The following is a 12,696-nucleotide window of genomic DNA, read 5'->3' as shown; positions in this document are numbered from 1 at the left end:
CTCTCCCCGACGCGGAGAGGTGAAGAGGGGCCGTCGCAAAATTTGTTCATCAATTCGTCGGCTTGTCGTCGTCGAGCGGGACGCAATAGAGCTCGAGTCGATGATCGACCAGACGGTAGCCGAGCTTGCGGGCGATCTCCGCCTGGAGCTTCTCGATCTCCTCGGAGGTGAACTCGATCACCTTGCCGTCGCGCAGATTGATGAGATGGTCGTGATGGCTGTCGCGCATCTGCTCGTAGCGCGCGCGGCCCTCGCGGAAATCGTGGCGTTCGATGATGCCGGCATCCTCGAACAGTTTCACGGTGCGATAGACCGTCGAGATCGAGATCTTGTCGTCGACCGCAACGCAGCGCCGGTAGAGTTCCTCGACATCGGGATGATCGATCGCTTCCGCGAGCACGCGGGCGATGACGCGGCGCTGCTCGGTCATGCGCATGCCCGTGGCGGCACAGCGCGCCTCGATGTCGGACGCCTTGGATGCAGAGGAAGGTTTCAATGTGGTCATAGCGTTGTCTGCCTGGCGGGCGCTTTCTGCCACCGATGTTACGACAAGTCGCGTCGCATCAGAAGGGCGTTCAATTGTTCCCCGTTGGGCTGCTTATAGTAGCGATCGCGGCGCCCGACCACCACGAATCCGCACCCGTCGTAGAGCCGCCGCGCCGGCTGGTTATTTTCCTCCACCTCGAGAAATATTGTGCGCACGCCGCGCCCGGCGAGGTGGCCGAGATGGGTCATCAGCAGCGTGCGGGAGAGGCCGCGGCCGCGATAAGCCCCGTCCACCGCAATCGAGAGAATTTCCGCCTCGTCCGCGCCGATCCGCGACACCGCAAAGCCGATCGTCTTGCGGCCGAGACGCAGGCGATGCACCAGCGTGTTGCGCTCGCTGATCATGCTCTCGAATTCGCCTTCGCCCCAGCCGTGCGCGAAGGAGGCGACGTGCAGTTGCGCGAGCCGCGCGGCATCGCGCAAGGTCGCGGGCTCGACGACGGCACTGCCGCCGTGCCACCACTCCGACAGCCATCCCATCATGAGGTTGCGGCTTGCGCTGCGAGCGGCCTCTGTGCCGCCGGCTTTGCATCGGGCGCCTTCAGATAGAACGGCCGCGCCGGCGTGGTGTCGGGATTGGCCGCCGCACCGAGCCAGGCGATCCAGCTGATATCGGGCGCGGGCTGCGCGTCGACCGCAACAGGTTGCGGTCCATCCTTCGGCCAGCGATCGGCGAGGATCTCTGCGGCGTTGCCGACCAGATGCGGCGCGCCGAATTGCGAGGCCGCGATCGCCTCGTCGATGCTGGCGACCTTAGGTCGCACCAGCTGGCTGCCGTCGCCGGCGACGATCTGGAAATAGACGTGATCGTGCCGCGCGTCGACTGCGGAGAGCACGGGCGCCGTTCCGCTCTGGCCCACGACGGTGGCGGCATAGGCCGACAGGGTGGTGAGGCCGACGGCCGGCCGCCCGGCCGCGAGCGCAAGGCCGCGCGCCGCCGAAATGCCGACGCGCAGGCCCGTGAAGCTTCCGGGACCGACGGTGACCGCAATGCGGTCGAGCGCGGTGAAGGCGAGATTGGCCGACTGCATCACCCGCGCGATCAGCGGCATCAGGGCTTCGGCGTGGCCGCGCTTCATCAGCAGCGATTCCTGCGCGCGCAGTTCGGCCGCTTCGGTGTCGAGCACGGCGGCCGCGCAGGCGTCGAGCGCAGTATCGATGGCGAGGATCAGCATGAAAAAGCGAATGGCGAGTGACGAATGGCGAACAGTCTAACGGACCACACGCCCATCCGCCATTCGTCATTCACTATTGTAGCCTCTGAGAGCACTGCATTTCGTAGAGTGGGCAAAGGCGCTCTTGCGCCGTGCCCACCACTTTCTCGCCGAGAGAGTAGGTGGGCACGCTTCGCTTTGCCCACCCTACGGCAGCTCGCCTACATCGGCCGGACTTCGACCACGTCGGGCACGAAGTGCTTGAGCAGGTTCTGGATGCCGTGCTGAAGCGTCGCCGTCGACGACGGGCAGCCGGAGCAGGCGCCCTTCATGTTGAGATAGACGATGCCGTCCTTGAAGCCGCGGAAGGTGATGTCGCCGCCGTCGTTGGCGACGGCCGGCCGCACCCGGGTCTCGATCAGATCCTTGATCATGTCGACCGTCTCGGCGTCGGCCTCGTCGAAGAACTCGTCCTCGTCGTCGAGATCGGCATCGCCCTGCGCTGCGCCGTCGGCAAGCAGCGGCGCGCCCGACATGTAGTGCTCCATGATGGCACCCAGGATCGCGGGCTTGAGCTGCTGCCATTCACCGTTCGCCTTGGTCACGGTGATGAAGTCCGATCCGTAGAACACGCCGGTCACGCCGGGCACGTCGAACAGCTTTTCGGCGAGCGGCGAACGGCCTGCGGCTTCGCGGCTCGAAAACTCCACGGGGCTGCCGTCGACCACGACGCGGCCCGGAATGAACTTCAGCGTGGCGGGATTGGGGGTGGCTTCGGTTTGAATGAACATGGTTTTCTCCAGACGTCGCCGGTTCAAGGCCGGCGCGTGCCTATCCACTAGCAGATGGCGACGGGGAACGCACGATCAAGGGGAGAGGGAACTGTTTCGTTGTCATATCAGTAGGTTAGGGTGCCGAAATCGCCAATCGTCGTGGCCGGGCTTGACCCGGCCATCCACTGACGAGCAAACGACAGGCCGCCTCCGAGTCCAGGGACCTACGACAGCGAATCCACGCTTTCGTCGCTCAGCGCGCCCGAGATGATGGTCACCGGCACCGGGAATGTGCCCAACTCGTGCGCGAGCAATGAGACCAGCGGCCCCGGCCCTTCCGCACCGGGATTGGCAGCGAGCACCAGCATGGCGATGTCGGGGTCCTCATCGACCACCGCGAGCAGCTGTTCCATGGCGGCGCCTTCCCGGATCACCCGTTCCGGCGTGATCGCGGCGATGCCGTTGGCGCGGCCGGCGGCGCGGTCGAGCGCGGCTTCCGCCGCTTCCTGGGCCTCGGCGCGCATGATGTCGGCGACGCCAAGCCATTCCTGGCTCTGCTGCTCGGGCTCGATGATGCGCAGCATCACCACGCCGCCGCCGGCGCGGATCGCCCAGCGGCTGGCATAATAGACCGCGCGATCCCATTCCGCGGTGTCGTCGACGACGACGAGGCATTTGGGCTTGTGACCCGGCTCGAAGCAAAGTCGCTTGCTGGTCATGCATGTCCCGGCGAGTGCATGGCGCGCATGCTGCCACACTCCCTCCCGCTTGGGGAGAGGAGACGCGACCGGCGCCTCGCGCCGAGCGCCTCTAGCGTCGGCGGATGAAGCCGACGATGTCCTTGGAGAGCTTCATGGTCTCGTCGGCGAGCGCGCGCGCCCGGTCGGCCCCCTCGTTCAGGATCGCGTCGATATGGCCGGGGTCGGCGACGAGGCGCTTCATCTCGCCTGCGATCGGCGCGAGCTTGGTGACGCACAGCTCCGCCAGCGCGTTCTTGAAGCTGGAGAACTGGCCGCCGCCGAACTCGCGGAGCACCTCGGCCTTGGAGCGGCCGGAGAGCGCGGCGAAGATGCCGACGAGATTGTCGGCCTCGGGACGGGCTTCCAGGCCCTTTTCCTCCGTCGGCAGCGGCTCCGGATCGGTCTTCGCCTTGCGGATCTTCTGCGCGATGGTGTCGGCATCGTCGGTGAGATTGATGCGCGAATTGTCGGAGGCATCCGACTTCGACATCTTCTTGGTGCCGTCGCGCAGGCTCATCACGCGCGTCGCCGGGCCCGTGATCAGGGGTTCCGGCAGCGGGAAGAACAGGCCGTCATTGGCGCCCTGTGCCCGGATCGAGTCGCCGAAATCGTTGTTGAACTTCTGCGCGATGTCGCGGGAGAGCTCCAGATGCTGCTTCTGGTCCTCGCCGACCGGAACGTGGGTGGCGCGGTAGAGCAGAATGTCGGCCGCCATCAGCACGGGGTAGTCGAACAGCCCGACCGATGCGTTCTCGCGGTCCTTGCCCGCCTTCTCCTTGAACTGGGTCATGCGGCCGAGCCAGCCCATGCGCGCGACGCAGTTGAAGATCCAGGCGAGCTCGGCATGGCCCGAGACCTGGCTCTGGTTGAACACGATGTGTTTCTTCGGATCGATGCCGGCCGCGATGAAGGCCGCGGTCACCTCCCGGGTGTTGCGCGTGAGCTCGGCCGGGCCGCCCCAGACGTCGACGCCCTGCGTGATCGCGTGCATGTCGACGACGCAATAGATGCAGTTGTGAGTTTCCTGCATCTTCACGAAGTTGACGATCGCGCCGAGATAGTTGCCGAGGTGCAGATTGCCCGTCGGCTGGACGCCCGAAAAGACCCGTTCAACGAATGCCATGGTCAGCCTTCTCATAGGTAATTGGCCGTCGTTTCCAACAGCGGCGCTGCCCCGTCAAGGGCAATTCCACCTCTCCCATCGGGAGAGGTCGCGCCGAAGGCGCGGATGAGGGGTTGGGCTCCATCGAGGGACCTGGTCCCCTCACCCGATTTGCTGCGCAAATCGACCTCTCCCGATGGGAGAGGTGAAGAGCCGTCGGCGCGCACTCTAATGAGCGGGCCGTTTCAACGCGTGAACCGCTTCGCGCCAGGACGCCGCTCCGAGGAGCTGCAGCAGCAGGCCGTAGACGGCGATTCCGGCCGCGATCTGCGCGCCGAGCACGATGAAATCGATGAAGCCATGGGTCCCGGCCGGCACGAGGCCTGCAGTCAGCCATAGCAGAGTGCCCATGGCCGCGGCGGCGAGCACGATCCGCGGCAGCCGCTTGCGGGCGATCGCGTCGACCGAGAAGCCGAACTCGCGCGTGCCCTTGCGGAGCAGCGAGAGCGCGCTGCTCCAGGCGCCGGCCGCGATGCTTGCGGCGATCCCGCTCGTACCGAAGAGATGGCCGAGCAGGACGGCCAGCACGACTGCGACCACAAAGCCTTTGGCCGTGGCGCGTAGCGGCGTCATCGTGTCGCTGCGGGCATAAAAGGCCGGCGACAACGCCTTGATCAGCACATGCGCCGGCAGGCCCAGCGCCAGCCACATCAACGCATGTGCGGTGGCCGCGCTGTCGCCCGCGCCAAACGCGCCACGCTCGAACAGCAGCCGTACGATCGGCTCGGCCAGAACGGCGAGGCCGAGCGTCGCCGGCAGCGCCAGCCCGGCTGCAAGCTCCAGCGCGCGCGATTCGGCATGCGCCACGGCGTCGCGATCGCCGCTGCTCACTGCGCGCGTCAGCTCCGGCACCAGCACCGTGCCCATGGCGACGCCGACGATGCCGAGCGGCAGCTCGATCAGGCGGTTGGCGAAATAAAGCCAGGATACCGCCGATGGTGTCGCCGAGGCGATGATCGCGCCCGCGACCATCAGCCATTGCGGGCCCGAGCTTGCGAGCATGCCGGGGATCGCCTTGGCGAAGAAGCCGCGCATCTCCTTGTCGAAACTGGCGCGCAGCGGCGTCGCAAGATGCGCGCTTCGCTGCGACAGCAGCATCAGGAGTTGCAGCAGGCCGGCGATGCCGACGGTGGCCGCCAACACCCACGCAGCGAAACTGGCGTCAGCCTGCCAGACGAGCAGCACCGCGATCGCGGCGATCAGCGCGATGTTGAACAACAGGGGCGAGAACGCCGTCAGCGCGAAGCGGCCCTGCGCATTGAGCAATCCCATCAGTACGGTGACCGGGCCGGCAAAGGCGAGATAAGGCAGCATCAGCCGCGCACTCTCGACCGCGCGATCGAGCGTGCCGCTGCCAAGGAAGCCCGGCGCAATGACCGCGATGACCAGCGGCATCAGCAATGCGAGCAGGATGGACATCGCGATCAGGGCCGCGCTGACCGTGCCGAGCACGCGCCCGGCGAACGCCGCTGCGGCTGCCGCCCCGTCGCGATCCCTGATGCGCAGCCAGGCCGGGATCAGCGCCGCGTTCAGCGCGCCCTCGCTGAGCAGCCGGCGCGCCACGTTGACGAGCTGAAACGCCGCGAGAAACGCATCCGCCACGGCGCCGGTGCCGAGCAGCGCCGCAATCATGGAATCGCGGGCAAAACCCAGCAGCCGCGAGGCCAGCGTTCCCGTCGAGACGGTGAGGAAGGAGCGGATCATCGGCCCTTTATCATACCGTTGCTTGCCCGCGCCGGCCCGGTCATGATAGGCCGCGAGCTTGGATTTCAGGCCGACAGGAAGCGGATTTCCGCAGGGATCGCAATCCGGCAAACAGGATCAAGGTGAATGGCTGACGTGAAATATGACGTTCTCGGCATCGGTAACGCGCTGTTCGACGTGCTGGTCAGGACCGACGAGGCCTTTCTGGCCAAGCATGGCATGGCCAAGGGCAGCATGTCGCTGATCGACGAGGCTCGCGCTGCCGCCATCTACAAGGACATGGGTCCGGCCACGGAAGTCTCGGGCGGCTCGGCCGCCAACACCATCGTCGGCATCGGCAGCTTAGGGGCACGCGCCGCCTATGTCGGCAAGGTCAAGGACGACCAGATCGGCAAGCTCTATGTCCATGACATCCGTGCCGCCGGCGTCGCCTTCAACACGCCTGCCGCCACGGACGGCCCCGCCACCGGCTGCTCCTACATCCTGGTCACCGGCGACGGCGAGCGCACCATGAACACCTATCTCGGCGCGGCGCAGGACCTGTCGCCCGCCGATATCGACCCGGCCGAGGTCGCTGCTGCCGGCATCGTCTATCTCGAGGGCTATCTCTGGGACCCCAAGAACGCCAAGGACGCCTTCGTCAAGGCAGCCCAGATCGCCCATGACGCCAGGCGCAAGGTGGCGCTGACGCTGTCGGATTCCTTCTGCGTCGACCGCTATCGCGACGAGTTTCTCTCGTTGATGCGCAACGGCACCGTCGACATCGTCTTCGCCAACGAGTCCGAGCTGCATTCGCTCTACATGACCTCGGACTTCGACACCGCGCTGAAGCAGCTGCGCAACGACGTCAATCTCGGCGTCGTCACCCGCAGCGAGAAGGGCTGCATGGTGGTCTCGGTGGAAGACGCCGTTGCCGCGCCGGCACTCCCGGTCGACAAGGTGGTCGACACCACCGGCGCCGGCGATCTCTTCGCTGCCGGCTTCCTGTATGGCCTCGCCCGCAACTTCGGCTACAAGCAGTGTGGCGAGCTCGGCGCACTCGCCGCCGCCGAAGTGATTCAGCACATTGGCGCCCGCCCGCAGGTGTCGCTCAAGGAATTGGCCCAGCAGCGCGGGCTGACGGCATAAGGCTCGTCTCTCTCCCCGTCATTGCGAGGAGCCCTTGCGACGAAGCAATCCAGTCCGTCTCCGCGGAACGTTTCTGGACTACTTCGCTACGCTCGCAATCACGGTGTGGAGGCAGGTGCGCGCCTACCCCGGCCTCACGCCGTCTTCGCAGCCTTCAGTCCCAGCCGCTGCTCGACTTCCTCGCGCATCAAGAACTTCTGGATCTTGCCCGTCACCGTCATCGGGAATTCGTCGACGAACTCGACGTAGCGAGGGATCTTGTTGTGGGCGATCTGGCCTTCGCAGAACGCCCGCACCTCGTCCGCCGTCATCTGTTCGCCCGATCTGACGCGGACCCAGGCGCAGAGCTCCTCACCATAGCGGCTATCCGCCACGCCGAAGATCTGCACGTCCTGGATCTTGGGGTGACGATAGAGAAACTCCTCGATCTCGCGCGGATAGAGGTTTTCGCCGCCGCGGATCACCATGTCCTTGATGCGGCCGACGATGTTGCAATAGCCCTCGTCGTCGATGGTGGCGAGGTCGCCGGTGTGCATCCAGCCGTTCGCATCGAGCACGTCGGCGGTCTTCTCGCTCTCCTCCCAATAGCCCAGCATGACGCTGTAGCCGCGGGTGCACAGCTCGCCCCGCTCGCCGCGCTTGACGATCTTGCCTTCGAGATCGACGACCTTGACCTCGACATGCGGATGGATCCGTCCGACCGTGGAGACGCGGCGCTCCAGCGGATCGTCCACCGCGCTCTGGAAGCTCACCGGGCTGGTCTCGGTCATGCCGTAGGCGATCGTGACCTCGCGCATGTTCATCTCGGTGTTGACGCGCTTCATCACCTCGATCGGGCAGGGGGCGCCGGCCATGATGCCGGTGCGCAGCGACTTCAGGTTGAAGCGGGCGAATTCGGGGTGATCGAGCTCGGCGATGAACATGGTCGGCACGCCGTAGAGCGCTGAGCATTTCTCCTGTTCAATCGTACGCAGCGTCGTGAGTGCGTCAAACCCCTCGCCGGGATAGACCATCGCGGCGCCGAGCGTGACGGAGGCGAGGTTGCCCATCACCATGCCGAAGCAATGATAGAGCGGCACCGGAATGCAGATGCGGTCCTGCTCGGTGAGGCGCATGGCCCGGCCGGTGAAATAGCCGTTGTTGAGGATGTTGTGATGGGTCAGCGTCACCCCCTTGGGCGATCCCGTCGTGCCACTGGTGAACTGGATGTTGACGGGATCGTCGAATTGCAGCTCATGGCCGAGCGCAACAAGCTGCCTGCGGTGCCGGTCGCCGCCCATGCGCGCGACCTCGTCGAAAGGAATCGTGCCGGCAGCGGAGGGGCCGCCGATCTGGATGACATTGCGCAGGGCCGGCAGCCGTGCCGCCTGCAACTGCCCAGGCTCGGCGGCCGACAGCTCCGGCAACAGCGTGTTGAGCATCTCCATGTAGTTGCTGGTCTTGAACGCGGTCGCGGTGACGATCGCGGTGCAGCCGACCTTCTTCAGCGCGAATTCCAGCTCACTGAGCCGGTAGGCCGGATTGATCGTCACCAGGATCAGGCCGGCTTTGGCGGCGGCGAACTGGGTCAGCGTCCATTCCGGCCGGTTCAGCGACCAGATGCCGATCCGCTCCCCGCGTTCGAGCCCGAGCGCGAGAAAGCCCGCGGCGAGCGCATCGACCCGCTCGGCGAATTCTCTCCAGGTCCATCTGACGCCGTGGCTGGGCGAAACCAGCGCCTCGCGATCGCCCCAACGCTGCACAGCCCGGTCGAGGCTGCGGCCGATGGTGTCGCCGAGCAGCGGCGCGTCGGAGATGCCGCAAACGTAACTGTCCGCTTTATCGGCCAAATTGTCAGCCAAGTCGAAATCCTCTCGTCAAAATACCCAGCATAGTCTCTCAGTCGTCATGCCCGGGCTTGACCCGGGCATCCACGTCTTTGTGCCCTGCGGCTGCACGTGGATGGCCGGGACGAGCCCGGCCATGACGGGTTGGTGAGAGCCGCGCCCTTCAGGCCGCCTTCTGCCCGCTTCCAGCCGCATCCAGCCCGGCATAAACCCCGCGCTCGAAACCTGCGAAGGCCTCCAGGCATTTCGCATCCGCGAACGGCAACAGCTGCATCAGGATCACGCCGGTGACGTCGCGGGCCGGGTCGATCCAGTAATAGGTGTTGGCGAGGCCCGCCCAGGCGAGGCTGCCGGCGCTGCGCCCCTCGGCGGTCTTGGCGGTGTTGATCATGAAGCTGAGGCCCCACTTCTTCACCTGCTCCGGATAGAGATCGACGTCGTTGGTGTACATCGGCGCCGCCGTCGTCATCTTGCCCATGGCGAGATCGCCGATGTGATTCTGGCCCATGGTCGCGACGGTCTCGGCCTTCAGCACCTGGTTGCCGTTGCCGCGGCCCTTGTTGAGGATCATCTGGGTGAACTTGATGTAGTCGGCCGCGGTCGAGTAGAGGCCGCCGCCACCCATGTGGAATTCCGGCTCCTGCTCGAGCTCGAACGGGATGGCAGCCAGCTGGCCGTCCTCACCGCGCGCGTGCATGCCGACCAGGCGCTTGCGCATGTCGTCGGTGATCTTGAAGGCCGTGTCGTTCATGCCAAGCGGGTTGAACAGATTGTCGCGCAAGTAGGCATCCAGCCGCTTGCCGCTGGCGGCTTCCACGGCCTTGCCGACGAAATCGATATTGGTGCCGTATTCCCAGCGCGTGCCGGGGTCGCTCATGATCGGGGTCTTCAGTGCCGCATTCTGGCAGGTGGTGATGGCGGGGATGCCGTTCTTGTCCAGATAGACCGCGAGATCGCCGTTCCACATATTGTAGCAGAAACCGGCGGTGTGGGTCATGAGCTGGCGCAGCGTGATAGGTCGCTTCGCCGGGCGCAGCTTCGCCTCGCCGTTGGCATCGAAGCCTTCCAGCACCTGCGGATTGGCGAGATCGGGCAGGACATCGCCGATCGGCGTATCCAGCGACAGCTTGCCCTGTTCGACCAGCTGCATTGCGCCCGCTGACGTCACCGCCTTCGTCATCGATGCGATCCAGAACACGCTGTCATCGGTCATCGCGTCGGGCTTGGACAGGTCGCGTTTGCCGAACGCGCCCTGATACAGCACGTCGTTACCGCTCGCGGCGATCGCGACGACGCCCGGAATCTCCTTGGCCTCGCTCTTCTGACGCAGAATCTCATCGATCTGTGCTTTGCTTTGCATGGCGTTTCCTCGGGTTTGATTATTGTTAGAAGTGATCGATTGTCGTCCCACATGCCCGGCGCGGCAAGCGCATCGACGCGCATGCGCCGGTCGCGATGTCGTGACTTGACGGTCTTGGTCCCACGCAGGACGACAACGGGGCTGGACGGCGACGCTCCTTTGCAATCTGCGGTAGATGCCCGCGCGTCGCCCTCACCCTGGATGGGGCTCCAGGCGATAGGTTTCACGCGTTTTCGGACGCCTGAAACATTTCGTGAGCTGCCGCGTTCAGCACCCGGTCCGATCCATGGGCCGGTTAAGACTTGATGCAAATGTTGCCGTCCGAGGCTGGGTGGCGAGGGGGACCTCAGATGATTTCGACCTGGAGCGACTGGAAGCGCTATCCCCGTCAGGGACGCGGCGAGAACCTGGAGGCGCCGATTTCGCCCGGCATTTACGAGGTCCGCATCGCCGGCACCGGCGCACTCTATTCCTTCGGCGCCGTCGACAATCTGGCGCAGGCGCTGGCGCTGCTGCCGGTCGGCTCGAGGTCATGGTTCGGCCGCCGCGACACCTCTCATGTCCCCGATCTCGAATACCGGACGTGCGCGACGTCCACGAAGGCGGATGCCAAGGCCGCGGCCGAGCGCATGATCGGCCGGCGCGAGACCTATATGAGCGGCGCGGCGTAAGGCCGCTGCCAGTCTAGCTGGCATCTGACGTGCGTTGCAGGGCGGTGCATTGCGCATCGTCTGTCCCTATATTGCGGCCGATCCGATCGCCCCCAGGGAGTAACGCCATGACCCCGACTGCCGCCGCACGCGCCCCGCAAGCCACGTCCAATTTGCGCGACCGGTTGAAGGATCCGTCGCTGCTCAAGGAAGCCTGCTACATCGACGGCGCCTGGGTCGGCACGCCGGTCTTTGCCGTCAACAATCCCGCGACCGGCGTCGAGCTTGCCAAGGTTCCGCAGCTTGGTGCCGAGGAGACGACCAGGGCGGTCGAAGCCGCCGAGCGCGCCTTTCCGGCCTGGGCCAAGCACACCGCCAAGCAGCGCTCCAACATCCTGCGCAAATGGTTCGAGCTGATCGTCGCCAATCGCGAGGACCTCGCGCTCATCCTCACCTCCGAGCAGGGCAAGCCGCTCACCGAGGCGCTCGGCGAGGTCGATATCGGCGGCGCCTATGTCGAGTTCTTCGCCGAGGAGGCGAGGCGCGTCTATGGCGAGACCATCCCGACGCAGCGCCCCGATGCGCGGCTGCTCGCGATCAAGCAGCCGATCGGCGTCTGCGGTGCCATCACGCCGTGGAATTTCCCGAACTCGATGATCACGCGCAAGGTGTCCCCGGCGCTCGCCGCCGGCTGCACCGTGGTGCTGAAGCCCGCCAACGAGACGCCGCTGTCGGCGCTCGCGCTTGCCGCGCTTGCCGAGAAGGCCGGCGTGCCCAAGGGCGTCTTCAACATCGTCACCGGCGATGCTCCGCCGATCGGCAAGGTGTTGTGCGAGCATCCGGCCGTGCGCTTCGTCGGCTTCACCGGCTCGACCGCGGTCGGCAAGATCCTGTATCAGCAGGCTTCGGTCGGCGTGAAGCGGCTCGGCCTCGAGCTGGGCGGCAATGCGCCGTTCGTGGTGTTCGACGACGCCGACATTGACGCCGCGGTCGAAGGTGCCATCGTCTCGAAATACCGCAACATGGGCCAGACCTGCGTCTGCGCCAACCGCCTCTACGCCCAGGACAAGATCTACGACGAGTTCGTGCAGAAGCTCTCGAAGAAGGTCGCGGCGATGAAGATCGGCGACGGCACCGAGAGCGGCGTCACCCAGGGGCCGCTGATCAACATGAAGGCCGTCGACAAGGTCGAGCGCCACATCGCCGATGCCGTGAAGCGCGGCGCCAAGGTCGTCACCGGTGGCAAGCGCAGCGAGCTCGGACGCTCCTTCTTCGAGCCGACGGTGCTGGCCGACGTCAAGCCGGACTCCCTGGTGGCGCAGGAGGAAACCTTCGGTCCGCTCGCACCTGTCATCCGCTTCAAGGACGAAGCCGATGTGATTGCGATGTGCAACGCCTCGCCGTTCGGCTTGGCCTCCTACTTCTATTCCCGCGATCTCGGCCGCGTCTGGCGCGTTGCCGAGGCGCTGGAGTCGGGCATGGTCGGCGTCAACACCGGCCTCATCACGACGGAGGTCGCGCCCTTCGGCGGCGTCAAGGAGAGCGGCCTCGGGCGCGAAGGCTCGCATCACGGCATGGAAGAATATGTCGAGATCAAATACGTGATGATGGCGGGGGTGTAGCCCCCGGCCTCTGTGCCGCTACCTTCGCCTT

General features: G+C 65.6%; 12 protein-coding genes. 3 read left to right on the top strand and 9 right to left on the bottom strand.

All coding sequences use genetic code 11. The features are described from left to right. Positions 1-49: 49 nt before the first annotated feature. The 7 genes from AC1RQP_RS13320 to murJ all read right to left on the bottom strand — a co-directional run bounded on the left by AC1RQP_RS13320 (position 50) and on the right by murJ (position 6,079). A complete protein-coding gene (locus AC1RQP_RS13320; protein WP_061879908.1) occupies positions 50-505 on the bottom strand; it encodes a Fur family transcriptional regulator in 456 nt (151 codons plus the stop codon). A gap of 38 nt (positions 506-543) precedes the next feature. Next, positions 544-1,029, bottom strand: coding sequence for a ribosomal protein S18-alanine N-acetyltransferase (gene rimI, locus AC1RQP_RS13315; protein WP_492937330.1), 486 nt, complete (start codon positions 1,027-1,029; stop codon positions 544-546). After that, positions 1,026-1,721, bottom strand: coding sequence for a tRNA (adenosine(37)-N6)-threonylcarbamoyltransferase complex dimerization subunit type 1 TsaB (tsaB, locus tag AC1RQP_RS13310; protein WP_492937329.1), 696 nt, complete (start codon positions 1,719-1,721; stop codon positions 1,026-1,028). The genes rimI and tsaB overlap by 4 nt, the downstream gene beginning before the upstream one ends. Before the next feature lie 200 nt (positions 1,722-1,921). Continuing rightward, positions 1,922-2,491, bottom strand: a complete 570-nt coding sequence (locus AC1RQP_RS13305) for a NifU family protein (protein WP_239628387.1) — start codon at positions 2,489-2,491, stop codon at positions 1,922-1,924. A 206-nt stretch (positions 2,492-2,697) separates the two neighbouring features. Next, positions 2,698-3,192 (bottom strand): universal stress protein, encoded by a 495-nt coding sequence (locus tag AC1RQP_RS13300; RefSeq protein ID WP_239628385.1) that lies wholly within the window; start codon positions 3,190-3,192, stop codon positions 2,698-2,700. A 91-nt stretch (positions 3,193-3,283) separates the two neighbouring features. Further along, complete coding sequence (gene trpS, locus AC1RQP_RS13295) at positions 3,284-4,336, bottom strand: tryptophan--tRNA ligase (RefSeq protein ID WP_239628383.1); 1,053 nt, start codon at positions 4,334-4,336, stop codon at positions 3,284-3,286. A gap of 207 nt (positions 4,337-4,543) precedes the next feature. Further along, complete coding sequence (gene murJ / locus AC1RQP_RS13290; RefSeq protein ID WP_492937328.1) at positions 4,544-6,079, bottom strand: murein biosynthesis integral membrane protein MurJ; 1,536 nt, start codon at positions 6,077-6,079, stop codon at positions 4,544-4,546. Between the two features lie 126 nt (positions 6,080-6,205). Between murJ and AC1RQP_RS13285 the strand changes: the two genes are divergently transcribed. After that, positions 6,206-7,207, top strand: a complete 1,002-nt coding sequence (locus tag AC1RQP_RS13285) for an adenosine kinase (protein WP_492937327.1) — start codon at positions 6,206-6,208, stop codon at positions 7,205-7,207. Positions 7,208-7,341: 134 nt separating this feature from the next. Here the strand turns inward: AC1RQP_RS13285 and AC1RQP_RS13280 are convergent, their stop codons facing one another. Then, positions 7,342-9,036 (bottom strand): AMP-binding protein, encoded by a 1,695-nt coding sequence (locus AC1RQP_RS13280; RefSeq protein WP_492937847.1) that lies wholly within the window; start codon positions 9,034-9,036, stop codon positions 7,342-7,344. 160 nt (positions 9,037-9,196) lie between these two features. Beyond that, complete coding sequence (locus tag AC1RQP_RS13275) at positions 9,197-10,393, bottom strand: serine hydrolase domain-containing protein (protein WP_492937326.1); 1,197 nt, start codon at positions 10,391-10,393, stop codon at positions 9,197-9,199. A gap of 350 nt (positions 10,394-10,743) precedes the next feature. Here AC1RQP_RS13275 and AC1RQP_RS13270 point away from each other — a divergent pair, with 350 nt between their 5' ends. Both AC1RQP_RS13270 and AC1RQP_RS13265 read left to right on the top strand, forming a co-directional pair. Beyond that, complete coding sequence (locus tag AC1RQP_RS13270; protein ID WP_239628376.1) at positions 10,744-11,064, top strand: hypothetical protein; 321 nt, start codon at positions 10,744-10,746, stop codon at positions 11,062-11,064. A 107-nt stretch (positions 11,065-11,171) separates the two neighbouring features. Further along, positions 11,172-12,665: an NAD-dependent succinate-semialdehyde dehydrogenase gene (locus AC1RQP_RS13265; protein ID WP_492937325.1), complete on the top strand. Its 1,494-nt coding sequence runs from the start codon at positions 11,172-11,174 to the stop codon at positions 12,663-12,665. Positions 12,666-12,696 lie beyond the last annotated feature (31 nt).

The sequence above is a fragment of the Bradyrhizobium sp. GW821-FHT13H06 genome (genome assembly GCF_058803975.1).
Note: the sequence above shows the minus strand (reverse complement) of the source record. Positions and strands in the feature narration are given on the sequence as shown.